Origin of the sequence: Aliikangiella marina (genome assembly GCF_007004765.1) — a bacterium.
GTDB lineage: Bacteria > Pseudomonadota > Gammaproteobacteria > Enterobacterales > Kangiellaceae > Aliikangiella > Aliikangiella marina.
Genome location: NZ_VIKR01000004.1, coordinates 396,950 through 421,009, shown reverse-complemented (window position 1 = coordinate 421,009; position 24,060 = coordinate 396,950). Strand labels below are relative to the sequence as shown.

The following is a 24,060-nucleotide window of genomic DNA, read 5'->3' as shown; positions in this document are numbered from 1 at the left end:
ATAGGATTCTTTCATGGATATTTTTTCTACTCACGTGCTCAATCGTGTGGTTGAGCATTTGGATCGTCCAGCATCCTTTTTGCTGGATACCTTTTTCGCATCAATACAGACAGAAGACAGTGAAGAAATTCACTTTGATATTGATAAATCAAAACCCCGTTTGGTGCCTTTTGTTTCGCCTTTGGTTGAAGGCAAAGTGGTTGCCACTGAAGGGTTTGAAACGCGTAGCTTTAAACCGGCCTATGTAAAAGATAAACGTCGCTTTGATCCTAATGCTCCGTTGAAGCGCCAAATTGGTGAAACCATTGGCGGTAATTTGAAGGCGATGGATCGTCGCGAAGCGGCATTGAATCGATCGCTAACTAACCAGGTTGAAAACCTTACTCGCCGAGAGGAGGTTATGGCAGCTGAGGCGTTGAGAACGGGCAAGATCACTGTAACGGGCGAAGACTACCCAACGCAGGTCATCGATTTTCAGCGTGACCCTGCTTTGACACAAGCGCTAACAGGCGCGACTCGCTGGGGAGAAACCGGCGTTAAAGTACTCGATGATATTGAGGACTGGGCGGGTCTGGTACAGATTAAATCTGGTGCTGCAGCCCGAACTGTTGTCATGGACCCTTTAGCTTGGCGTGTCTTTAAGGCTGATCCAAAAGTGGAGCGACTATTAGAACTGCGCCGAGGCACGTCAAACACCTTGGTCATTGATCCTATCTTGCGGGGCCAGGCTAACGATAAAGCGCGATACGTTGGCTCGGTGGGCGACTTTGATTTCTGGGTCTACAACGACTCCTACGTTGACGATGCTGGTGTAGCCCGCAATATGCTGCCTGAGTACACGGTACTGTTGGCCAGTCAGGGATTGCTCGAAGGCACACGTTGTTACGGGGTGATTCAGGATGAAAAAGCTAACTATCGCGCCAGCCGATACTTTACCAAGTCGTGGCTGGAAGAAGACCCTGCGGTGCGTTGGCTCTTGATGCAATCCGCACCGTTGATTGTGCCTTACCGTCCTAATGCCACCTTCTGTGCAACTGTTCGATAGGTGCCCCCCATGAAGATAACAACAACTGTTACCTTGCGCACCGGTGAACCCGGTGCCTATGAATTTGTTTATCCTGGGGAGTCTATCAATGTAAGTCGTGAAGAAGCTGAGACACTCATTCAGCGAGGCTTCGCGGCCGATGATAAAGCCTGCTCCTCTAAGGATGAACTGGGCAAGGCGCATCACCTAGTTGATGCAATCTTAGATGCGATTGATGACCTCAAGCCTAATGATTTTGGTAAAGATGGTAAGCCAGCAGTAAAAGCGATCGAGGACATCATTGGTCAAAGCATCAGTGCTTCTGATCGCGATAAAGCTTGGGATGAATATCAGGCGCTGACCAATGATGGATAGTCAGTCTCGATTTCGACGAGCCATTGATAGTCAATTTAATCACCTAGGCAGAGATGCCACTTATACCCAATCAAACAGCCAGTCTCTGTCGGTAAGAGTTATTGCTCGCCGACCTGAGCAGCTGTTTGAATTGGGAGATGGTCATATGCATGCCGAACAACCACAACTGGAGTTTCGCGTGTCGGAAGTAAGCTCACCCAGTCGAGGTGATGAAATTGAAATTGATGGACGGGTTTATCGAATAGAAGCCGAACCGCGATTGGATCTTCATCAATTGGTTTGGGTGGCTCTGGCATTACCCATTTATGACTAAGTCAGGAGGCGTTCATGCTGGCAGTTAATATTGTAACAACGCCAGACTTGGCGTCGTGGCAGCAAGCACTAACGGCGACCGAGCAACAGGTGAATACCGCAGCAGTGCGCGCTTTGAATAAAACCGCTCGCTGGGCAAGGTCACACCTTGCAAGTATCACGGCGAAAAAATCCAATGTAAAAGTTGGGTTGGTCAGAAACAGTTTATCTGTGGTTCGCGCCAGACCATCCAAACCCTCGATTGTTGTAGGGCTGAACCAAAAGGCTGGTGTGATTAAGGCGCACAAGTTGGGAGCAGCGCGTCAGAATGCTTCTGGCGTCAGGGTTGCTAAGCGCCAATTTGATCATGCGTTTATCGCTCAAATGCCAAATGGGCACCAAGGTGTATTTCGTCGGCGTTCGAAGTCTCGGCTTCCCATTCAAGAGGTTCAAATTGTCATCACCGGACGATTGCGTGATGAGATGGAATCGCTATCCGAGCGGGGCTTGATGGATAACTTCGAGCGTATCTTTGAACGAGAGCTCAATTATTTATTACGGGTAGCATGATGGATAAGGTTAAAACGCTATTCGATGCACTACAGGAAGGCTTTGCTGACATAGCAGGCGTTGCTCACTGCAGTGCTTTCCCAAAAAGACGTGATGATATTCGACTTCCGGCTGTGTTGATTGATCTCGTAGAAATTGAGCCCGGCCGTGATCCTGGTACCGGTGAACTTGCGTTAACCACTCACTGGGAGGCGCGAATACTATTTTCAGATCAGGAGCCACAATGGCATGGTTGGGCTTTAGTACAGCAAGCGATGTCTTGGCTTTACAACCATCATTGGTCGGAAATAAACATTGGCCGCGCCAATATAAAACAAGCGACGCCTGATCATTTTTCGCCTGAACTACAAGGGCATTCGATCTGGCTTTTGGAATGGACACATGCTGTTCGTGTTGGTGACAACCTCTGGAGTGGCGAGGATGCAATTCCCTCGATAATCAATGTCGGCTGGGGTGATGGTTCTTACAGTGATTCTGGAGCAGCAGATGAACTTAGCATTTGAGGTGACTGAGCTACATCGCCGACTTGCAAACATGGTGTTACTAGCAAAGGTTATCGAGGCTGACTATAGCGGCTCAATCCCCAAGGCAAAGGTTGTTGTGGGTGAGATCACTAGTGCATGGTTGCCCATGATGGTGAACCGAGCGGGAAATGATCGAAGCTGGTGGCCGCTGGAAATTGGTGAGCAAGTTGTTGTGTTATCTCCCAGCGGTGAACTAATGCAAGGCGTGGTTCTTGGATCGATCAATCAGCAAAGCATACCTGCCAACGGCAATTCAGCAGACAACCATCGCATAACTTACAGCGATGGTGCAGTGATCGAATACGATCGTAAAGCACACCATTTGAAAGCGGTGTTACCCAGTGGCGCAAGTACGCAATTAATTTCAGAGGGCGGTGTGGAAATTGTTGGTGATGTTTTGGTGAAAGGAAATATTACTGCCACTCAAGATATCAAAGACCATACTCGCTCAATGCAGGCAGACCGGGATATCTATAACGCACACACGCATAGCGGTATTAAATCTGGTCCCGGCTCAACAGCACCACCCAACCAATCACAGTAAATCTTATGAATGGCATGAATCGAACCACTGGGCACTCACTGTCTGGTGTAGATCACTTACGCCAGTCGATTGTGGATATCTTAACGACGCCGATTGGTTCAAGAGTTATGCGTCGTGACTATGGCTCACGTTTGTATGACTTAGTTGACGCACCTGTTAATCGAGCGCTCCTTGTGGAGATTTACTCTGCGGTCGCTGAATCTTTGCTGCGGTGGGAGCCACGATTTGAACTTACTCGGGTGCAGGTCGAATCGATATCGCCAGGCAAAATACAGCTGGCCGTTGAAGGAAACTACCTTCCTGAGAATCAGAAAATGCGCTTGGAGGGTTTAATGTTATGAGTGGATTCAGTGCGATTGATTTAGCAGAGCTTGCATCGCCAGACATTATTGAGCCATTAAGCTTTGAGCAAATTCTGAAAGAGATGCTAAATGACTTAATCAGTCGAGACGCTTCTTTCAACGCATTTTTAGAAAGTGATCCCGTTTACAAAATATTAGAGGTCGCTGCATACCGAGAGATGCTGATCAGAGCGAGAATTAACGACTCTGCTCATGGCGTCATGCTGGCCTATGCAATCGGTTCTGACCTCGATAACTTAGCAGCTTTTTTCGGCGTGACACGCCAATTGATCAGTCCAGGCGATCCAGATGCGCTACCTCCTGTTAAGCCAACTTATGAGAGCGATGAGCGACTTAGAAAACGTGTCCAACTCAGTTTAGAAGGACATAGTACGGCTGGTCCAATAGGCAGTTATGTTTACCATGCTCTTGCGGCAAGCCCCCAGGTTAAAGATGTGGATGTCGACAGTCCATCCCCCGGAAAGGTCGATGTCACAGTGCTGTCCACGCAAGGCAAAGGCGTGCCCTCAAGTGAGCTGCTGGATGAGGTTTTCCAGACTTTAAACGCTGACGAAGTTCGGCCTTTGACAGACGAGCTAACAGTCAAAGCCTGCCGAATCATAAACTACGACGTGCATGCAAAACTGTATTTATACGAGGGTCCCGATGCTGAGGTCGTGAAAGAAACCTCGGTGAATGCAGTGAATGATTATGTTCGCAACCATCACCTGCTCGGTAACGACATCACTTTATCTGGCCTATACGCTGCATTGCATCAGCCAGGTATACAGCGCGTTGAACTAATTACGCCGACACAGACTATTCAGGTGGCCAATCAAGAAGCGGCTTGGTGTCAATCGGTTGAAGTGACACTAGGGGGCGTGGATGAATGAGTCTTTATTGCCTTTCAATGCAACACAAACTGAGCGAAACCTTTCGCTGGTAACTAAGCGAAGCAGCAGCCTGCCAGTCAATATCAACCATTTATGGGATCCGTTTCGATGCCCTGAAAACCTATTGCCTTGGCTGGCATGGTCGTTGTCCGTCGACAATTGGAATAGTGCATGGCCAACGTCTGTTAAACGGCAGCAAATCGCTAATAGCATCGAAATTCATCGCCGCAAAGGCACTGTGTCAGCGGTGAAAAAAGCGATGGCCGTGTTCGGTGTTCAAGTTGAGTTAAGCGAATGGTTCGAGACAAAAAGCACACCGCATACTTTCTCGGTGATGGCTTGGGCTGGTGACAACTTTCGAGACAATCACGAACCGGTGTTGACCGAAGCCTATTACGATGCATTGAAGCGAGCCATTGATTACTCCAAGCCGGTCCGAAGTCATTACGATTTTAAAGTCGGTATTTTGTTTGATAGCGATTTTGGTATTGGCGTAGTTCAACAATCCCTCGCGATAAAACGGGTAGATGGCGAGTTCATTTACCTGGGAGCCGGACTAGATGGTGACCTCAATATTGGAGGCATTAATCAAGGCCATTCGGTTACTAGAATGAGTATGGAGCTGTAATGAGTTCAGCATTTAAACCCGTTATTACACAAGCAGGCATCACAGCCGTGTTTAACGCGACAAATTCGGGGCTCGAAGCCAACATCGTATCGGTTGCTTTGGGTGATCTGGGTTGGGAACCGTCTGCGAGTGCGACAAAGTTAAAGCGGGAAAAACGCCGTGTTCCTGTTGGCAATGGTGATCAGATATCACCTAACCAAATCCACATAACGGCGATTGAGGATGGTACTCAAGCTGGATATTGGGTGCGAGAAGTTGGCTTCTACCTGGAAGATGGAACGCTATTGGCGATTTGGAGTCATCCAACTCAACCGCTTGCGTATAAAGCGCCGGGTGTCGATTTACTATTAGCCTTTGATATTGTGCTAAGCGCGTTACCAGCCAACAGTATTAATGTGATCGGTAATGGAACGGTAAACCTTGCACCGGCCACCACGACCAAGCTAGGTGTGGTTCGATTTTCAACGGACAGTGAAGCAACCGCTGGTAGCATCAATAACGAAGTGATCACGCCACGCGGTGTGCGGTTACATGGAGACGCTCGGTATGCTCGAAAATCTCACCGGCACCCTTGGAGTGAGATCGATGGTAAACCTTCAGCTTATCCGCCTTCATCGCATCGCCATACCTGGTCTCAGATTGATAGCAAGCCTAAGACGTATCCACCCTCGTCGCATAATCATGACGACCGCTATTTGCGTTTAGTTAATGCACCCAGAGCAGTCTATGTCGATGTGAGGTCTACGGGGAATACCTCAACCGCCAGTACGGCACTTAATTGGGCATTGGCAATTCATCCCAGCAGTGGTTTTAGAGATAACGACCATATTCAGGTTCGCTATAAAAATCGCTATGTGCGAGGTACAGGAAATGGCAGTGCCTGGTGGACCGATGAATACACAACCACATTTGTTAGAGCAGGCGCATGGCGAGCGATTGCCACAAGCACCAATGGTTTTTGGGGGTAATACATGAACGTCATAGTCGTATTTAATAAATTCACTGACGAATACATCGGTATTACTTACGCCACTGATGATATGAAGTTGGATGAGTCTGCCTGCTGCGATGTTCACTTCAAATATAAAACGGTCGACATGGATCCAGAAACTGAGGTGTGGCAAGGCAATTTTTCCGAAGGTGCCGTAGTCCCTTTAGGGCAGCAAAAAACAGTCATTACTGAAACGGAATTAGACGCCGATTGTCAGGATAAAATCTTTCGAGAGTACCGTTACTATCATCAGCTAAATGTAGTTTATGGCGTGCTCGACAAACTTATCGAAGATTCAACCATTGATGAGTCATTGCTGAGTGAGTATCGCTCGATGCGCCAATACATTGATTCAATTGTGTCGAATAATGAGCGATACAAGATGGCATACGCTACTCAAGACGGATATGAGTATCGCGATAAAGCCAAAGAGCGTGAGGTATTGAACGCCCAGCTTGAGGGTGGCTTACATGAGGTTCTGGGCCGTGAAGCGCACCCAGGGACACCGCAATGATTTCTCGATGTCAGCACCTCGAGTCAAATGTGGCAGCCAACATCAGGGCTCAATTAAGCGCGCTTGATACGGCCTATTGGCGTGATCGCCGAAGCCATAAACCGAATGTTGGTCTTAGTGGAGAGGTTGGTCACTACTTCTCTTGTGGCCGTGAATCCGTCCCTCAGGAAATACGTCAGTTAATTGATGACACTGCGCCTAATTTCTTTGGCTATGACTTGGAAGACTGGGTTGTAAATAAAACACCTAAGCAAGGCGGTATGCCTCCGCACATCGATAATGAAGGGTATTTGGCGGTTGCCTTATTGTGCTTACAGTCGGGCAGCGGTTGCTTTGAGTGGTATCACGGGAATGACTTAAGTAAGCCAGAACAAATTCCTGATGAAGCTGGGCAGGTTATTCGTTTTGATCAGGTCGACTTAATCCACGCAGTGCCTCCAGCGCATTCCGAACGATACGTCATCGTCTTTCTTTACAGGTAAACCCATGCATCAAACATTCACATCACTGCTCAGTCATGAGAAGTGCGGACAGCTATTGTCTGCAGCTCAGGAAAAAATCGGTTTGTTTAAAGCAAGCCAAGGCTTATTGCGGCGAATGGGAGCCAGCGGCAATGAAGTGCTTTCCGAATACCAGTTTCTCAAATACTGGCACATGCCGGATTCACTTAAATCTATGGTGGATGCTTCGCTTCCAGCCGAGCTTCGAAAAAATGCCAATGAAGCCTGGTTACTCCACTTTCCCAAAGGGGGGCAATTAGATCGCTATCTAGCAGCCAAACCACTATTTAACTGCCTATCTATACCGCTTAACGATGGTGGTGTATTTGAATTGTGGGATTCAGGCAAAGCCGAAGGGCTAACCAACAAGGCCGGAGATGCTTACTTCTTTTCTTTGGCAAACGAACATCAAGTACCTGTCACTCAGCAGGATGACTGGTACCTCTGTTTCCTGTTTTTACATCATATTGAGGTGAAGCCAAATGCCTGAACAATTTCTCCATGGCGTGGAGGTCGTTGAAATCGACTCTGGTCCACGCCCAATAAAAACGGTTCGCTCATCCGTTATCGGTTTGATCGGCACAGCGCCCGATGCAGATGAAGACCGATTCCCTTATCACACGCCTATTTTAATTGCGGGTAAACGCAGTGAAGCGGCTGGTTTGGGACGAACCGGAACCTTGCCTGCAGCCATTGACGATATCTTCGATCAAACGGGAGCGATGATCGTTCTGATCCGTGTGCCGGACTGGTTTGGTGAAGATGAGGAATGGCCCTCGCTCATCGAAGAAGAGGGTCCTCGTTTGGCAATGGCAGGCCCTTGGTTTCCAAACATCGGCCAGGTCATCGGAGGCATTGATGATGAAACCGGTCAGTATCTTGGTATCCAGGCATTCCTCGCTGCCGAAAGCGAAGTGCATGTCACGCCCCGTATTTTGATCGCGCCTGAGTTTAGTCATCACCCAGCCGTAGCCAATGAACTTCTTTCTGTTGCTGAGCGGCTGCGGGCGGTTGTGATTGCTGATGGACCGAATTACAACGATGAAGAAGCCATCGATTACCGACAAATGTTTGGTAGCCCAAGACTGTATCTAATTGATCCTTGGGTTCGCGTTTGGGATGCCGCAGACAACATCGAAGTCGTGCGTCCAGCCAGTGCACGAGTAGCCGGGTTGATTGCTAAGTCAGATGCAGAGCGCGGCTTCTGGTGGTCACCGTCTAATCGTGAAATTCGCGGTTTGATGGGTACTGCTCGAAGTGTTGATTTTGCATTGGGTGATGTCAATGCACGCGCCAATTTCTTAAATGAAAATGAAGTGGCCACCATTATCCAGAAAGATGGATTTCGACTTTGGGGTAATCGCAGTTGTAGCGCTGATCCGAAGTGGGCCTTTTTAAGTGTTCGACGAACCGCCGACATGATCAATGAATCGTTACTGCGAGCGCATATGTGGGCGGTAGATCGGAATATAACGAAGACCTATATCGAGGATGTGCTCGAAGGCGTGAACGCTTATTTGCGTCATTTGCAAACAGTGGGTGCGATTATTAACGGTCGAGCATGGGCTAATCCAGAGTTGAATACGCCTGATCAGATTTCTCAGGGCAAGGTGTATATCGACTTTGATTTTACGCCGCCTTATCCAGCCGAGCACATTACCTTTCGAAGCCATTTGGTCAATGACTATCTGGTAGAAGTACTGCCAGATGCCGCCTAAAGGAGCGACTTATGCTTGATGATATTTTAAAAAACATGGCGCTCTTTGTGGATGGGCGTGGCTATGCAGGCAATGTTGAAGAATTAACCTTGCCAAAGCTTGCACTTAAAACAGAAGAGTTCAGAAACGGTGGTATGGATGCACCCATTGAAGTCGAGATGGGGATGGAGAAGCTCGAAAGTGAATTTACGCTAACTCGCTTCGATAAAAACGTACTCAAGTTATTCGGTTTAGCGCCCGGCCAATTGACACCACTGAGCATTCGTGGCGCAGTGGTTTCCGATGATGGCACACAAACACCAGTGGTCGTAAACCTTCAAGGCATCGTCCGAGAAATGGATCCTGGTAATTGGAAGCCAGGAGACAAAGCCACGCTCAAAGTCAGCTTGTCTTTACGTTACTACAAGCTGACACACGGTGGTGACGTTCTCCATGAAATCGATATTCCCAATATGGTTCGCACCATCGGTGGAGTTGATCAACTGGCTGCTACGCGCAGCGCATTAGGTTTATAAGAGGCCGCTATGACTGCAACGTACTATGTAATTAAACCCACTACGCATGCCCGAAAGAAAGTCACGCTAGGTGATCAGCTTTCTCTGACCGAGTCGCAAGCAAGGCCGCTTCGCAATGGTGGTTTTATCACTCCAGATAAAGCCGCTGCCGACCGGATTGCTGAACTGGTAAAAGAAAATACCGAGTTAAAGGCCAGCCAGCCGACAGAGACTACCGAAACAACCAAAGACAGCGAGGCTGAAAAAGCATGAGCAAGGTAAAAATTGAATTAACGCACTCGATAGAAATCGATGGTGCGAAGGTTGGAGTTATTCAACTGCGCAGGCCAAAGGTTCGAGACATGCTCAGTGTTGAAAAAAGCGTGGATAACGATGCTGAAAAAGAAATTCAGCTCTTTGCCAATCTAAGTGAGTTATCGCCCGATAATTTGTTGGAGTTGGACATGGCCGATTACGCAAAACTGCAAAAGGCCTATCAGGATTTTTTGTCTTAAACCCTCGTGATGCTCGCAGAGCCGTGATCGCCTTGGCTAGCCATACCGGCTGGCAATTATCTGAACTGTTAGAGCTTGATGGCCATGAATTAATGGCCTGGCTCGACGTATTGCCAAAACGGCCCTAATCCCAGGTTCTATTGGTGTTAGTGCCAGTTTGTTTTTAAGGGAGTGTCTTAATGGCTAACTCGTCATTTAAGTTGGCACTTCAAATAGGTGCCTCCATTGGCCAGAGTTTTCGGACATCTGTTCGTGGCTCGCAAGCGCAGTTAAACCAGTTAGGCACATCCATTAATCGTCTGAAGAATCAGCAGAGTGCGATTCGTAAAGTCGAGTTGGGCGAGGCCAATGTTGGTAAAGCGCGAGTTGCTTACGAAGCAGCTAGCCGAGAACTATCTCGTTTGCGTCGTGAGGTGGCCTCAACCGAGCAACCGTCAAAACAACTGACGCAATCTTTTGAAGCAGCTAAGCAAAAAACACAACGCTTATCTGCAGAACTGGCCAAACAGCGTGACCGACTTCAGCGCAGTCGACGAGAGCTTCAACAAACTGGTGTAAGTACGCGAGAGCTATCGCGTGAAAACACTCGTCTTGGTGCATCACTCGATCGCTTAAGTCAGAAGTATCGCAGGTTGAATCAAGCCATGCAGGCTCAAGAAGCCAACAAATCTCGTCGAGCAGATTTGCGTGGACAGCTATTCGATGTGGTTGCCTTAGGGGCCAGTGTTGCAGCACCGGTGAGCATTGCGGTGAACTTTGAGCAATCCATCGCAAGACTGGGAGCCATTACTCGATCAAGCGATGAGTCTCTAAAAAACCTAGAGCAGACTGCACGAAGCTTGGGTGAGACAACTCAGTTCTCAGCATCTGAGGCAGCGTCGGCCATGACTTTCTTGGGGATGGCGGGCTTTAACACCAATCAGATTGTTGCAGCTACGCCTGGCATGTTGAACCTTGCTCAAGCCGCAGGCAGCGAATTGGCCGATACGGCGGATATTGCCTCCAATATATTGAGCGGTTTTTCGCTACAAGCCCAGGATATGAATCGTGTGGGTGATGTGCTGGCGGCGACTTTTACTACGTCGAACACTACTTTGCAGATGTTGGGTGACACCCTGAAGTATGCCGCACCGGTTGCCAGTAGCGCAGGTGCCAGCATCGAAGAAGTTGCCGCGATGGCAGGTTTGCTTGGCAATGTGGGCATCCAAGGCAGTATGGCGGGTACGGCATTAAGGGCTGCGTTCCTCAGGTTATCGGCACCACCTAAAAAGGCTGCCGATGCCTTGGCGACACTTGGTGTTGAGGTCAAAGACCTTGATGGTAATTTGCGCTCGGTTCCCGAGTTGTTGCAGGAATTAGCGCAAGCGACTGAGGGGTTGGGATCGGCAGAGCGAGCCGAAGCAATCAAACAAATATTCGGTGAAGAAGCTTCGGCCGGTATGACTGAGCTACTTAAGCAAGCCGGAACAGGCGCGCTGGATAGCTACATTCAACAACTACAAAAAGCCCAGGGTACGGCTGATGCCATGGCTCAGAAAATGAGTGCAACTACCTCTGGTAGCCTCAAAAGACTGGGCAGTGCGCTAGAGAGCGTGGCCATTAGTGTCGGTAGTTTATTGCTACCAACCATTGCTGCAAGCGCTGAACTGTTTGCGGGCATGGCCAGTTGGGTGTCTGGTGCCGCACAAGAATACCCCATGCTCACGAAAGTAATTGTGGGTGCAACCGCGGGCTTGGTCGCCATAAAGGTTTCTGCCATTGCAGGTGCTTACGCCTTTACCTTTCTCAAAGGCGGTGTGCTTTCGTTGATGACAGCCTACCGAACCTTAAGTGCTGGTTTAGCGCTGGCGCAACTGGGTATGGCTCGAGTGAATGTGTTGTCAGCATTAAGTGCTGTGCGCATGGGGGTCGTCACGGCGGCTCAGTGGGCGCTTAATATTGCTATGACTGCCAACCCCATTGGTCTAATTATCGCGGGTATTGCTGCACTGGCTGGTGCAGCTTATCTACTGTTTCAGCATTGGGAGCCTATTGGCGAGTTTTTCTCTGGCCTTTGGGATGGCGTAAAAGAAATCACGAGCGGCGCTGTGGATTGGCTTCTTGGTAAGTTGGACTTGCTCGCTAAACCCTTTCAGTTACTCGGTGCTGCCTGGGATGCTGTGGCTGGCTGGTTTGATGATGACGAGTCCCAGTCTCCAAGTTCTGGCAATAGTCAACGAAAACGTAATGTCGCGACTGCAGCGGTTGGTAGTGTTTTGGCCGCTCAGCCAGTGATGGCATTACCTGATGGCAGCAACGAAGTCACTCCCAGAATCGAAGCTGTTTCCCCTGCAAATTATCAGCAAAACAGTGTCGCTATTGATGCGCCCATCACAATTCATGCCGCACCTGGCATGGATGAACGGGCGATTGCTGGAGAAGTACAACGTGCCTTAGAGCAGCGTGAAGCGAGAGCTGCCACTGAGCGTCGAGGTGCGCTTTTTGACGGAGGGTGAATGATGAGTGAAACCATGATGGCATTGGGAGCTTTTCGCTTTTCTTTAGATACCGCCGCCTACCAAGACTTTAAACGAAGCCAAACATACCGCTGGCAGTCACAAGAGCGATTGCTACGCAGACCTGCTTTGCAATTTATTGGACTAGGGGAAGAAACCATCGAATTGAACGGGCTCATTTACCCGCATTTTCGCGGCGGCTTAACTCAAGTGGAGGCCATGCGTATTGAGGCCAGCAAAGGCTTGCCACTTGTGTTGGTTGATGGGCTTGGTTTTGTCTGGGGGCAATGGGTCATCAAACAGATCAGCGAAGGCCAAACGGTTTTCCAGCCAAACGGGCAACCACTCAAGCAGACGTTTCAACTGAGCCTTTCTCGCTATGGAGATGATACCCGATGAATACGGCTGCGAAGTATCGGACTCGACAAGGCGACATGCTCGACCGCATTTGCCTTGAATTCTATGGGTATTCGAGTGAGGCTGTTGAAGCAGTGCTGAAGCACAACCCCGGCTTAGCTGCGCTTGGCTCAGTGTATGAAGCTGGTGTGATCATTGAACTACCTGAACTAAAACTACAGGGGCAAACCGATCGTGTGCGGCTTTGGGACTGACTGGAAAATTTAATTTGGAGTGAAATATGCGGCCTGACTTTCGAATCATTGCTGATGCGCAAGATATTACAGAGGTGATTCGTGATCGTTTGTTATCCCTTCGACTTACCGATGAATCTGGTACCCAATCCGACGCTTTGGAGATCCAGCTGGATGATCGAGATTCAATCATTGAATGGCCTGCCCATGGTGCAGAATTGGTCGTGTCGCTGGGCGTCACCAAAGATAATTTCGTCGCCATGGGTGTGTATACCGTTGATGAGATCGAACATTCCGGACCGCCTCAAACACTGACGATTCGAGCGAAAGCTGCCGATATGAGAGCGTCATTTAAAGCGCCTAAATCACGCAGTTGGGATAGCCTGAGCTTGGGTGACTTAGTGCGAACGATTGCGGCAGAGCATGAGTTAGAACCGAAAATTTCGGAGGCCTTAGATCGGTTTGTACTGGAACATTTAGATCAAACCGATGAATCTGATTTGCACCTATTAACACGGCTTGCACGTGCACACGGTGCCATTGCTAAGCCCGCAGCCGGTAACTTAGTTTTCGTACCAAAAGGCGAAGCCCGTTCAGCCACAGGGCAAGCAATAAAGACTTTAGATGTGTTGCCCTCTCATATACAACGCCATCGATTTACTCAGGCAGAGCGTGGCAAATATTCAGCGGTAAAAGCCTTCTGGCACGATGCCAATAATGCCGTAAAGCAGAGCATCATCGTTGGTGATGGTGAGCCTGTCTTCGCCATACGTCATACCTACAGTAACGCTCAACAGGCAGCGGCAGCAGCTAGTGCCAAGCTCAAAAGCCTGATGCGAGGAACCGCTACCTTGTCACTGACGCTACTTGGAAATCCATTGGTTCAAGCAGAAGGCAAGCTGCGAGTCGGCGGCATTCGTGACCCGGTTAACGGCGAGTGGTTTGTGACTCGGGTTGAGCATCAGCTCGATGCGAGCGGACTGCAAACACTGTGTGATGCTGAAGTCCCCAATAATTGATTGAATATTCTTGATTGTTGAAACCGCCCCTGAGGCGGTTTCGTCGTTTTAGGAGAGCATAAATGGCGCCTGCCAAAGAAAAAGAAAACGGCATGGTCGTCATGCCAAAAGACGAATTTGAGAGCCTTTTAAATAACGCTGCCGAGCGAGGGGCGGAACGAGTATTGGCCCACGTGGGTTTAGAAAACGGTCATGCCGCACGTGACATTCGAGAGCTTAGGGACCTATTGGAAGCCTGGCGAGATGCCAGGAGAACCGCATGGCAAACGGTAATCAAAGTCGCAACCACAGGCATTCTAGCCACATTACTGCTAGGTGCCGCCATCAAATTGAAACTGTTCGGAGGACAATAATATGCTCACATTGTTAGGTAGCCTACTTGGCTTTATTTCTAGTGCCTTTCCAGACTTGCTGAAAATCTGGCAGGACAAACAGGACAGAAAACACGAGCTACAGATTCTCGATCGACAGATGGAGCAGATGCGCCTCGGCCATAATCAGAGGCTTGAAGAAATTACCGTCAATGCGGATATCAACGAAAGCCTCGCCTTACTAAAGCACGACAGTCAGCCTTCCGGGGTAAAGTGGGCGGATGGGCTTCGAGCTTCTGTGCGCCCGGTAATCACTTACGCTTTCTTCCTGCTGTTTACCACTGTAAAAGTCAGTGCTCTTTATGTGCTGGTGGTTGATCAAGGTATGGAGTTTGTTGTGGCTTTGCCACAAATCTGGGACCCAGAAACACAAGCACTGTTTGCAGCTGTGATGAGTTTTTGGTTTGGTCAGCGAGCTTTGGCAAAGGCCAGGGGGCAGTAATATGCGCCACATTACCCAAGATGGCATCGACTTGATCAAGCGGTTCGAAGGTTTTAGCTCGTCAGTTTATATCTGCCCCGCCGGTTACCCAACCATCGGCTATGGGCATTTGGTTCGTTCGGGCGAGTCTTTTAATGAGATCAGTGAGACTGAAGCTGAGGAACTATTGCGTAGGGATGTCGAGTCGGCAGAACGAGCGGTCTTACGTTTGGTGAACGTCCCACTAACTGATGGTCAGTTTGATGCGTTGGTTTCATTTACCTTTAACCTGGGATCAGGGGCTTTTCAGCGTTCAACCCTTCGTAGAAAGGTGAATCGCCAAGCTCATACCGAGGTCCCGGAGCAGCTAATGCGCTGGGTGTGGGCTGATGGGCGGAAGTTGAGAGGCTTATTAACTCGCCGAGTTATGGAAGGAAAAACATATAAAACATTGTTCTGAAAATGCCTACTGATATAATCTAATGATTATATTGACTTTTTGGTGCAATTAGTATGGAACACAGTGAAATCATTGATGACCCTTCCCAGTATGGAAGCAAAGGCCAATCTTGGGCGAGTGAGTTTGTTGCCTACATGAAGGCGATAGTAACCCATCCAACTTACAAGGGAATGCCAGACGCGATAAAAAATGATGGGAAAATTCAATGGGAGGCACCATCAAATCGTTCAAGTGGTCAATATCAATTTACGCACAATAAAAGGAGGGACTGGTGGAAAGCCAAAGCCGAGAGCCTTGGAATTGATACTACGAAGGATCAATGGATAAGCAAAACAGCAAAGCAGATTCACCCCACAGGGGAGAAACCTTGCAAAAGGTGCGGAGAGATTATGAAAATTGCTTATGTTTATCCACAGGCAAACCTTGTCAAGCGATTTAAAAAGCATCTGGGTGAAGACTTTGAAATTTCTACAATGGAGCCAATCCATGATGTAGTTCAACGGGCATATGATTTATTGCCGGAAAAGTTTCTATCATCTTTTAAAAAGCTGTTTGCTACAAAGGATTCTGTTGTCCCTGAGATTGGAGATAATATAGACGAAATATTTAGCTGGCTTGATGATGAATACATCCCTAATGAACCTTCTATTTTGAGTCCAGGCGTGATGTCGAATGCCCCGGACAGATTTGATGGGTTTCATTCATTTAATAGATGTTGCAGGGGGAAGGCTGATACTGGAAGGCATGCTGCCAACTTGCGGAGCTATACTACGGATAGGCGGGTCTTTGAATTTTGGTCTGAAGGTGATTGGATCGCTGCAGATCGCTTAATGGGGCTAGTTAAAACAGTACTTAGAAATGAAGCAAATGCAGATGGGGGAGAAGGTCCTCCTACAGCCGACCATATTGGTCCATTATCGCTCGGATTTTGCCATCGTCCTGAATTTAAACTTTTAAGTAAGGCTGCTAATTCTGCAAAAAATAATAGAATGTCTTTGGAGGATGTTTATTACTTAATCGAATGTGAAAGGAAAGGAATCAATGTCGCATCTTGGTATGCAAAACCTTTGTGGGATCTACGTAAACTAAGTGTGAATAGTGACGAAAAGGCACTCAGATTATCTAAAATGCTTAGGGATAATCAAAGAAATGCGATGAAAATATTATGCTCGATGTTTGAGAGTGAGAAATATGCATTTCTTGTATACTTGCTTGAGCTTCATTATGCCGATCGAAAAGTCGAATTTGAAAACCTAAGAGCGGAAGACTTCTTTACTGCGTTTGATCAGTTAGAAGAAGAACCTAGGACAACCAAGTACTCCAGCGAACAGAAGGCTCGGCGAATTCGAATTGGGTTTGAGGCTCTAAGAACCTATATAGAGAAAAATAATAGACATACATTTGAGGTTGAAGTTGATGCTGTGTCCGTACTAGTCGAAGATGCAGTTAATATTTTAAATAATTCGAGCCAGGAAATACTTGAATTAGATGCTCAAGTAAAGGGTATTCTTTTTTCTGAGGATGGCGGGAGGTCAGAATTTGCTTTGCGAGAATGGGCCCAATCTTTTCCTATAGAGAAAATAGAGCCTTTTGATAAAGCTAAGGAGCGTTTAAATTTGGCTATGTCTGTCGTAGGTAAATCGATTAACGACATGTGGGAAAGTGATCGTTACGTTAGAGAAGAGTTTGAGGATGTAAGCTAGTTTTTGTCGTTGCCGGAATAAAATATCTACGCTGTTGTCTGATTGTATATGGAGGCTAGCCTAATAGTCGTAGGCTAGCCTTTTTCTTTGAAGAGCAATATTTAGTTCGAGAAGTAAGAAAGGTAGGTTTCGGGAGATATTTCCCCTCTCATGAGTCGCTGATAGTCACTCTTTGGCTCTGATATGTAGTTCAAATGTGAGCCGTTCTCGCCTTGAGAAATTGGAGGCAAATCCGAAATGGATTCCTCAACCGTTATCCAGTTTTTTAGATCTGAAAAAAGATCATTTTTATTGTTGCTTGTTTTTGGTGCTGGTGGAAAGATCTTAAAATTAGCATCTTTTGAGCCTACCAATATGACTCTCTTTCTTCTCTGCGGTATTGCATAGTCCTCACTATTTAAAACCCAGCCGGTTAAGTTTGTCATTACACTGCTAAATTCAGATTTTACTCTCTCAAATACCTTTCCTTTTTCCATGCTCAATAGGCCCGCAACATTTTCAAACACAAAGCCATCTGGTGAAACTTCTTCTAGTAATTTTTTATAATGAACAAACAATGAGTTTCTCTGGTCGTCCATAGAGCGTTTGTTTCCAGCAGTTGAAAACCCTTGGCAAGGTGGGCCGCCTAAAACCCAAAATGGAGTAGAAGGATACCTGGCTCGTATTTTTATACACTCCTGAACTAAAGTTGTGAAAAAGTCATCATCCGAGATGCTTCCACACAGGGTATTGCCATGAACATTTTTGGCGTAAGTGTCTAGAAATCGAGACTCAATGTCATTAGCTAACAGTGGTTGCCAGCCAGCCCATTTAAATCCAAGGCCCATTCCTCCTGCGCCAGAGAATAGGTCAATAAAAACGCCCGTTGATCCAATACTTTGTTTGATTTGATTTGCAATCTGAAATGATAAAAGAGGGGGGACTGCATTCCCTATTTGAGTGTTGACCGCTGTTTGAGGTCCTGAAAACTCGAAGCTGTCCGGAAACGACTGTAATCTAGCAGCTTCTCGTTGTGAAAGAACACGATCTTGAGAGTAGTGAATGTGGCATCCATTTCCAGGCCTGTTGAAATAGGTGTTGATTGTATATGATGGCATTTCTGCTCGTAACCTACCATAATATGTCGAGCGGCTTCCTTTTCCTTGAATATAGCTCTCTCGTATTTGAGCAATTCTTTTTGAGGGTATATCTTCAGGAATGTTTTTCCAGTTCCCTCCGGGTGGAACTGAATGAACAATTTTCATATCAAGCTCACTTAACTTTGAACTAAGATGATTTGGAATTAAGTGAGATATTTCTGCTTTATTCATGGACGTATCTTCAAACTCTAATAGAATCTTTTGCTTTTCTTCTTTAGTTATTTTTTCGAAAGAATCGATAATTAGTTCGAACTCTTTCCTATTGAGTCCGTATACTTGGCGGGCCACAATGGCTTCTAGCTTTTCTGAAGATACATTTTCACCGTTGACTTTTCTTTTACATAAATTTGCAAGCTCTGTTAGCTTGGATGTGATTTTCTGTGATGGTATGTGTACCTTTCTTATTGCTGAAAGAGATACATGTCCCGTGGCAAGATAAAAACGAAGTTGAAATTCAAAGCATAGCGAATTGATGATTCCTAGTAGTGATAGCAAGCTAGTTTCATCACTATTTCTATAAAACGTAACGCCTAATGAATTCCCCGTAATGGCTCCTCTTGGGACTATGGTGGCAATGACTCTCCTTTTCTGGCTAGGACGAGAAATATCTCGCCAGGCAATCCTTTGATGTGAAATGCTTTCTGGAGGGGAATATTCTGGCTTTTGGGCATAAAGTTTTTCTTGGTCATCTAGCTTGAAACGATTTACCATTCTGCCTTTAACAAAGGGTAGTCCTGACTTCTCGTTAGATAGCCAATTTTTACTGCCTGTTTCATCAAGCTCTCTGCCTGCCCATAATTCCATTTTTTCCTTTTCAAGAACCTCCCAGGTTGGGAAGTCTCTTTTCAGTTTCTGTAAAACTTTTATAGACTCTGAACCTAAAGTTATAGGTATCATGTACTCATCTTGATTGTCTTCTTCAAGAGAAATATCGCCCGATGACTTTACCTCTACGTTCTTATCAAATATTGTTAGCTTAGTTGTGCGTCTGGCTGAGTCACTTTTTTTATAGGTTAATGATGAAGATGCAACATCAGCTTTTCCGAACAACTTTGCTTCTGCTGGGTAGTAAGATAACTCGATTAAATCAGAGGTAGATATGATCTTTTTTCTTATTCTTCCTGATTGGTCATCAGCAAAAAAAGAAGCAGGTAAAACGATGCAGCAATAGCCATTATTCCTTAAGAGTAGATGGCTTAGTTCTGCTCCTACCCTTGAGAGATTTGTTCCCCATCCTGCAAACTTTCTTTTCGGTTGCGAAACTGGATAATTGTCAGACAAAAAATTATCGTAGTCTTTCATTGAGGATATATATAGATTCTTTGAATCTTCATCCAACTGCTTTAATTCTCTGGAGTCAGGCTTAAGAAGTTCCCACGGCGGGTTTGTGACAACAAGGTCTGCTTTGTCTCTATACATACTTGCAAATTTAAATGCATCACCAGACTTGATTGTGTACGTTATGGACACACCTTCGTCTTCTAGTCGTTTAATACTTCTTTCTGCCTCCTTTAGACCTGATTCATTAATATCAAAAAGGTAAACATCCCACTCTTTTGGTAAGTTATTGGAAAGGCAGAATTCAATAAGCCAAATTACTAACCGTCCGTCCCCAGCAAATGGATCAAAAACTTTTAATCTTCCAGCTTCAACAAATTCGGTTTCTGAAAGCAGAGGCTCAAACATTTGAGTGGCAATAGATTTATGGGTGTAATAACAACCCGTAGCCTTCTTTCGAAACTCTTCTGTTAAAGATGCTGGTGAAGTGTCCCTCAAAACTTCTAAATGATTCATTGGTTATCACTCTTGGCTACACTTTGAGCTTTTTGTTCGTCAATCCATTGCTCAATATCGTTCGGGAGAAACCTCCAGCTATCAGCAACTTTAAATCCAGGAAGTTTTCCGGATACTGCCATGCGATAGATAGTTCTTTCGTTGACATTCAGAAGTTCTGCTACTTGTTTGACGGTTAATGCTTGTTCCATGGGTCACTTGCGCCGAGTACACTTGGTGACGGTAGAGTACACTACAATACATTAGAATCCAATAAAAATACTGTCTAAATAAACAGCTTATTTGAATTGGTTAACCAATTCACCAAACAAACCTTTTGATTAGTCCGATAATAAGCTGCTGATTTTAAAGGGTTCTCTATTCTCTGGTCATGGACTTGGGCAGTTCGAGATAGGGAGAGGCACAGAGAGTATTCGGCAATTTAGAGAATATTCGCCTTGGATAGTCGGTGATCAAGGGTGGTGCGAAGTCCGTAAACCCTTGCCACATAAGGCCTGTAGCGCGGGGTGGAGACATAAAAAAAGGTGAACTGAGATCAGTTCACCTTCTTCAATTGGTGGAGGCGGCGGGAATCGAACCCGCGTCCGAAAATCCTCTGCTCTTGGTACTACATGCTTAGTCAGTCTATGAGTTAACCCAAAGCTTTTCCGACTGACAGGAGGCTTAGGGCGAGTTTACTTAAAGTTTAACGCTTGGGGGGTAAACACCCTTACACGCGAGTCTCCGTATATGACTGTTGAACTCCCTACCGGTGACGCTCAGAAGCAACAGTTAGCCATTAAGCGGCTAAAGCGTAGTTGTCGTCGTTTGCAACTATAGTTTTCAGCTAGTGGGTACGAGGTTCGCTGACACCTCGGCATGCACCTTGAGTTTTGTAATCCCCGTCGAAGCCAGGTCGCCCCCTTTAGGAAAATCCAAACTTGAGATACGCATCACAAAGTACCCTTGCTCGATGAGCAAGAATAGTACTCGAAACGAACGGCGAATTATGCCACACTTATCCTGTCATATGAATTAATAACATAATAAATATATGAATTAATTGCTGATTTTAAAGGGCTGAATGGAAATTACCGAAGACTATAAAATCCAATATGCACATATCACCGATGTCGGTTGTGTCAGAGAATTGAACGAAGATACCTTGTACTGTGATGATCGTCTCTGGCTGGTCGCTGACGGTATGGGCGGTCACGCCTGTGGTGAAGTTGCTAGTCAGCTCGCAGCAGAGACCATATCCAACGAATTCTCGAAATCGGGTCAATTGCCCAAGGCAATTGAGGCGGCTCATCAAAAAATTGTTGAGGCCGCGGAGTCGGGAAATGGTCAGTTTGGTATGGGGACGACAGTGGTTGCGCTCACCAGCAATAATGTCAACTATCAAGTTTCTTGGGTCGGTGATAGCCGGGCCTACCTTTGGGACAAAAATAAGCAGCAACTGACCCAGCTGAGTGAGGACCACTCATTGATGGTCAGGTTGCTTAAATCTGGTTTAATCAGTGCTGAGGACGCGAAAAATCACCCGCAACGGCATATGATCACCCAATGTTTAGGGTCTGTGGAGATAGAGAATGTCTTGGTTGACAATTACTTCGGTAGTTGGCAAGCGGGCCAACAAATTCTATTGTGCAGCGATGGGTTGAGTGATGATGTAAGTGAGGCAGCCATGGTGGATATACTGCAGCTTGAGATAAGTAGTCAGGAAAAACTTGCTAAACTGACAGATATCGCCAAAAATCTTGGCGGTAGAGATAACATAAGTATTGTACTTGTTGATTCACCCGTGCAAAAAGTGCCTTCATTTTGGCAAAAGTTAAAAGCAGTATTTGTTAAGAGCACCAACTAAGAGAGCTTAGATGACCGATAAAGATAACAATAATCCTTCGATGGGGCCTCAAGGTACTCAAGTATTTGAGAAGAACGATATTAACAAGATGATCGCCGATAAAATCGCGAATGCGCAATCGGGAACGGCAACAACGCCTGCTCTGATTGGTGTGAGTGAGAATGTCGCGGGCATCCAAATTATTTTAATGAAAGACAAGCTTGAAGTTGGTCGACGACCGACTGCGGATATCGTGTTGGAGGACGCGAGCGTGTCATCTATGCATGCGCAGATTATTAAGCAAGGAGACGATTGGAAAGTCCTTAATCTGTTGTCTTCAAATGGAACATTTGTTAATGGCGAGAAAGTTTCCGAGAAATTCATCACTAGCGGTGACAGAATTGCGTTTGCCGGTGCGGAGTTTGTCTTTACCATGGTCGATGAGCCCGTTCCGACGGGGAAAAGCTCTGGTGGTCTGGGGCTTATTTTAATGGCGCTTGGCCTCGTAGCCGCATTTGCAGGTTTGTTCTACTTTATCCTCTAAGCTTATGTCTGACCTTCCTAATCAGCGCAATACTGTCTACGAAGGCGAATTTCCGCGACGAGAAGCGCCGCCCAAGACATTGGGACGCTATCGAATTCTTAATGAAGTAGGTCGCGGTGCCACAGCATTCGTCTATAAAGCGTACGATCCGCAACTTGATCGGTTTTTGGCCATCAAAGTGTTGCGTGAAGAATTGGCCCGAGATAAAGATTATCGAGATGCTTTTCTGAAAGAGGCGCGTCTAGCCGCTGCACTCACCCACCCAGGGATTGTAACGATTTTTGATGTTGGCGTCGCAGACAACAAACCTTATATCGGTATGGAACTATTGGAAGGTGCTACGCTCGAACAGATTTTGTCGACTCAAGGAAAGATTAATTTAAAAACCGTGCTAGCCATGGCGATACAGCTCAGTCGAGCCTTGAGCTATGCGCATAAACAAGGCGTCGTTCATCGTGACATAAAACCCGGAAACATTGTTGTTTTAAAAGATAAAAAGACGGTTAAATTAACCGATTTTGGTATTGCTCAACTGGATGAGACATTGGGTAAGGCTGGGAAACGCTCTGACAAAGTTTTGGGTACCCCTGAATATATGGCGCCAGAACAAGTGTTAGGACAACCCGTTGATAGCCGGTCGGATTTGTATTCTTTTGGTGTCTTGATATTTAGAATGCTTATGGGCATGGCGCCGTTTGTTAATGATGATCTCGGTGAATTATTCAAGCAAATTATTAAGTCCAAACCACCACAGTTGATAGTGCAAGAAGAAGTCGTCAAAGATGATTTACAAGACCTGGTGCGTAAACTCTTACAAAAACAACCACACAAACGATTCGACAACGCCGCTAAATTAACCGCCGATTTACGGGGTATCCAAAACAAACTAGGTAACAAAAAGCTAACCCCTAAGAAACAGTTTGTTTCTCTCCGGCTTCGCTGGACCGCGATGATGGCTGGGATCGTTTTTGTATCTATGTGTATCGGTTTGGCGACTGTTTATTACATGCAGTATCGAGCCCTCTCTGGAATTACCTTTGATTACGGTCGCTCAATCGCTCGAATGCTTGCTTATGAAAGCTCAGAACCAATACTGTTAGATGATACGATTGGGCTTAACGCGCTCGTGAGCGAAACCAGCAATAATGAACAATTAAAAGCGGTTTTCGTGATGGATAATAATGATTTGATTCTTGCTTCAACAGAAATCGATTCGGTTAATCAAACTTTCCAAGCGCCCGAAGAACGCGAATTGATGCAGTCCCAAGATAACATCATCATCTACAAACGAATTATCGCCGAAGATGAAGTTTTATTTGATATTGCGACCCCGATACTATTTGGTGACAAAAATTTAGGTAGACTCTATGTCTCTTTTAGTGCCGACTCAATGTATGCGGCTTCTAAAACAACCTTGGTAACCATGTTAATGGTTATGATGATAACTTTGATCATCGTTTTTGCAGTGACTTTAGAGCTGGCGAGAAGAACCTCTAAGGATTTTCAACGAATTACTCAAGCGCTTAACAAGATGTCGATGGGGCGGGTTGATGCACGACTTATTAGCGAGCGAAACGATGAAGTAGGGCAGCTATTTGCGGCGTTTAATCAGTTAGCGAAATTTTTAGAAAACCGTTTTGATTCGCCACAAAAAAATTCGGCTAGCCAAGTGTCGCAAGTGACAGTAACCAAGGTCAATGAGACATTACACGATGAAGAGCTAGAAGAAACCGTTGAGCTTGATATTGTGACCCAGCAAAAAAAGTAGTGATATGAA

At 46.3% G+C, this 24,060-nt stretch carries 30 protein-coding genes and 1 other RNA gene; 28 read left to right on the top strand and 3 right to left on the bottom strand.

Annotation, left to right across the window (positions count from 1 at the left end):
* The first annotated feature begins 34 nt into the window (after positions 1-34).
* The 25 genes from FLL45_RS16640 to FLL45_RS16520 all read left to right on the top strand — a co-directional run bounded on the left by FLL45_RS16640 (position 35) and on the right by FLL45_RS16520 (position 16,981).
* Positions 35-1,045: a major capsid protein gene (locus tag FLL45_RS16640; RefSeq protein WP_210247218.1), complete on the top strand. Its 1,011-nt coding sequence runs from the start codon at positions 35-37 to the stop codon at positions 1,043-1,045.
* 9 nt (positions 1,046-1,054) lie between these two features.
* Positions 1,055-1,399 (top strand): hypothetical protein, encoded by a 345-nt coding sequence (locus tag FLL45_RS16635; protein WP_142943219.1) that lies wholly within the window; start codon positions 1,055-1,057, stop codon positions 1,397-1,399.
* Positions 1,389-1,712, top strand: a complete 324-nt coding sequence (locus FLL45_RS16630; RefSeq protein WP_142943218.1) for a head-tail joining protein — start codon at positions 1,389-1,391, stop codon at positions 1,710-1,712. Before FLL45_RS16635 ends, FLL45_RS16630 begins: the two co-directional genes overlap by 11 nt.
* A gap of 14 nt (positions 1,713-1,726) precedes the next feature.
* Positions 1,727-2,260, top strand: coding sequence for a phage tail protein (locus FLL45_RS16625; protein ID WP_142943217.1), 534 nt, complete (start codon positions 1,727-1,729; stop codon positions 2,258-2,260).
* Positions 2,260-2,763: a hypothetical protein gene (locus tag FLL45_RS16620; protein ID WP_185964513.1), complete on the top strand. Its 504-nt coding sequence runs from the start codon at positions 2,260-2,262 to the stop codon at positions 2,761-2,763. The genes FLL45_RS16625 and FLL45_RS16620 overlap by 1 nt, the downstream gene beginning before the upstream one ends.
* Positions 2,747-3,328: a phage baseplate assembly protein V gene (locus FLL45_RS16615; protein WP_185964512.1), complete on the top strand. Its 582-nt coding sequence runs from the start codon at positions 2,747-2,749 to the stop codon at positions 3,326-3,328. Before FLL45_RS16620 ends, FLL45_RS16615 begins: the two co-directional genes overlap by 17 nt.
* 14 nt (positions 3,329-3,342) lie before the next feature.
* Complete coding sequence (locus FLL45_RS16610; protein WP_246075850.1) at positions 3,343-3,669, top strand: GPW/gp25 family protein; 327 nt, start codon at positions 3,343-3,345, stop codon at positions 3,667-3,669.
* On the top strand, positions 3,666-4,562 hold the full coding sequence (locus tag FLL45_RS16605) for a baseplate assembly protein (protein ID WP_142943213.1): 897 nt from the start codon (positions 3,666-3,668) through the stop codon (positions 4,560-4,562). The genes FLL45_RS16610 and FLL45_RS16605 overlap by 4 nt, the downstream gene beginning before the upstream one ends.
* A complete protein-coding gene (locus tag FLL45_RS16600; protein ID WP_142943212.1) occupies positions 4,555-5,190 on the top strand; it encodes a phage tail protein I in 636 nt (211 codons plus the stop codon). Before FLL45_RS16605 ends, FLL45_RS16600 begins: the two co-directional genes overlap by 8 nt.
* A complete protein-coding gene (locus FLL45_RS16595) occupies positions 5,190-6,158 on the top strand; it encodes a phage tail-collar fiber domain-containing protein (protein WP_142943211.1) in 969 nt (322 codons plus the stop codon). The genes FLL45_RS16600 and FLL45_RS16595 overlap by 1 nt, the downstream gene beginning before the upstream one ends.
* Positions 6,159-6,161: 3 nt before the next feature.
* The gene (locus FLL45_RS16590) at positions 6,162-6,695 is read left to right on the top strand and encodes a hypothetical protein (RefSeq protein WP_142943210.1); all 534 of its coding nucleotides are present in this window, start codon (positions 6,162-6,164) and stop codon (positions 6,693-6,695) included.
* On the top strand, positions 6,692-7,177 hold the full coding sequence (locus tag FLL45_RS16585) for a 2OG-Fe(II) oxygenase family protein (RefSeq protein WP_142943209.1): 486 nt from the start codon (positions 6,692-6,694) through the stop codon (positions 7,175-7,177). Before FLL45_RS16590 ends, FLL45_RS16585 begins: the two co-directional genes overlap by 4 nt.
* Before the next feature lie 4 nt (positions 7,178-7,181).
* Entirely contained in the window at positions 7,182-7,685 is a 504-nt protein-coding gene (locus FLL45_RS16580; RefSeq protein ID WP_142943208.1) for a hypothetical protein, read from the top strand.
* Positions 7,678-8,913: a phage tail sheath C-terminal domain-containing protein gene (locus tag FLL45_RS16575; RefSeq protein WP_142943207.1), complete on the top strand. Its 1,236-nt coding sequence runs from the start codon at positions 7,678-7,680 to the stop codon at positions 8,911-8,913. Before FLL45_RS16580 ends, FLL45_RS16575 begins: the two co-directional genes overlap by 8 nt.
* An 11-nt stretch (positions 8,914-8,924) precedes the next feature.
* A complete protein-coding gene (locus FLL45_RS16570; protein ID WP_068642727.1) occupies positions 8,925-9,428 on the top strand; it encodes a phage major tail tube protein in 504 nt (167 codons plus the stop codon).
* A 9-nt stretch (positions 9,429-9,437) separates the two neighbouring features.
* Positions 9,438-9,680, top strand: coding sequence for a hypothetical protein (locus tag FLL45_RS16565; RefSeq protein WP_142943206.1), 243 nt, complete (start codon positions 9,438-9,440; stop codon positions 9,678-9,680).
* A complete protein-coding gene (locus tag FLL45_RS16560; RefSeq protein ID WP_068642731.1) occupies positions 9,677-9,922 on the top strand; it encodes a phage tail assembly protein in 246 nt (81 codons plus the stop codon). The genes FLL45_RS16565 and FLL45_RS16560 overlap by 4 nt, the downstream gene beginning before the upstream one ends.
* 179 nt (positions 9,923-10,101) lie before the next feature.
* Complete coding sequence (locus FLL45_RS16555) at positions 10,102-12,417, top strand: phage tail tape measure protein (RefSeq protein ID WP_142943205.1); 2,316 nt, start codon at positions 10,102-10,104, stop codon at positions 12,415-12,417.
* Positions 12,418-12,816, top strand: coding sequence for a phage tail protein (locus FLL45_RS16550; RefSeq protein ID WP_210247217.1), 399 nt, complete (start codon positions 12,418-12,420; stop codon positions 12,814-12,816).
* The gene (locus FLL45_RS16545; protein ID WP_142943204.1) at positions 12,813-13,028 is read left to right on the top strand and encodes a tail protein X; all 216 of its coding nucleotides are present in this window, start codon (positions 12,813-12,815) and stop codon (positions 13,026-13,028) included. The genes FLL45_RS16550 and FLL45_RS16545 overlap by 4 nt, the downstream gene beginning before the upstream one ends.
* Positions 13,029-13,054: 26 nt before the next feature.
* Positions 13,055-14,026: a contractile injection system protein, VgrG/Pvc8 family gene (locus FLL45_RS16540; RefSeq protein WP_142943203.1), complete on the top strand. Its 972-nt coding sequence runs from the start codon at positions 13,055-13,057 to the stop codon at positions 14,024-14,026.
* Between the two features lie 62 nt (positions 14,027-14,088).
* The gene (locus FLL45_RS16535; protein WP_142943202.1) at positions 14,089-14,379 is read left to right on the top strand and encodes a DUF6127 family protein; all 291 of its coding nucleotides are present in this window, start codon (positions 14,089-14,091) and stop codon (positions 14,377-14,379) included.
* Position 14,380: 1 nt separating this feature from the next.
* Positions 14,381-14,839 (top strand): hypothetical protein, encoded by a 459-nt coding sequence (locus FLL45_RS16530; RefSeq protein ID WP_210247216.1) that lies wholly within the window; start codon positions 14,381-14,383, stop codon positions 14,837-14,839.
* A gap of 1 nt (position 14,840) precedes the next feature.
* Positions 14,841-15,278, top strand: coding sequence for a lysozyme (locus FLL45_RS16525; protein ID WP_142943201.1), 438 nt, complete (start codon positions 14,841-14,843; stop codon positions 15,276-15,278).
* A gap of 53 nt (positions 15,279-15,331) precedes the next feature.
* Entirely contained in the window at positions 15,332-16,981 is a 1,650-nt protein-coding gene (locus FLL45_RS16520) for an Alw26I/Eco31I/Esp3I family type II restriction endonuclease (RefSeq protein ID WP_142943200.1), read from the top strand.
* Between the two features lie 101 nt (positions 16,982-17,082).
* On the opposite strand, the gene FLL45_RS16515 is transcribed toward FLL45_RS16520, so the two are convergent.
* The 3 genes from FLL45_RS16515 to ssrA all read right to left on the bottom strand — a co-directional run bounded on the left by FLL45_RS16515 (position 17,083) and on the right by ssrA (position 20,817).
* Positions 17,083-19,914: an Alw26I/Eco31I/Esp3I family type II restriction adenine-specific DNA-methyltransferase gene (locus FLL45_RS16515; protein WP_142943199.1), complete on the bottom strand. Its 2,832-nt coding sequence runs from the start codon at positions 19,912-19,914 to the stop codon at positions 17,083-17,085.
* Positions 19,911-20,105 (bottom strand): helix-turn-helix domain-containing protein, encoded by a 195-nt coding sequence (locus tag FLL45_RS16510; RefSeq protein WP_142943198.1) that lies wholly within the window; start codon positions 20,103-20,105, stop codon positions 19,911-19,913. Before FLL45_RS16510 ends, FLL45_RS16515 begins: the two co-directional genes overlap by 4 nt.
* Before the next feature lie 363 nt (positions 20,106-20,468).
* Positions 20,469-20,817, bottom strand: a transfer-messenger RNA (tmRNA) gene (gene ssrA, locus FLL45_RS16505).
* 160 nt (positions 20,818-20,977) lie between these two features.
* Between ssrA and FLL45_RS16500 the strand changes: the two genes are divergently transcribed.
* From FLL45_RS16500 to FLL45_RS16490, 3 genes are read left to right on the top strand one after another with little or no spacing between them, the layout of a single operon-like run.
* Positions 20,978-21,760: a PP2C family protein-serine/threonine phosphatase gene (locus FLL45_RS16500; protein ID WP_142943197.1), complete on the top strand. Its 783-nt coding sequence runs from the start codon at positions 20,978-20,980 to the stop codon at positions 21,758-21,760.
* 10 nt (positions 21,761-21,770) lie between these two features.
* Complete coding sequence (locus tag FLL45_RS16495; RefSeq protein WP_142943196.1) at positions 21,771-22,283, top strand: FHA domain-containing protein; 513 nt, start codon at positions 21,771-21,773, stop codon at positions 22,281-22,283.
* A 4-nt stretch (positions 22,284-22,287) separates the two neighbouring features.
* Complete coding sequence (locus tag FLL45_RS16490) at positions 22,288-24,051, top strand: serine/threonine protein kinase (protein WP_142943195.1); 1,764 nt, start codon at positions 22,288-22,290, stop codon at positions 24,049-24,051.
* The last annotated feature ends 9 nt before the right edge of the window (positions 24,052-24,060 follow it).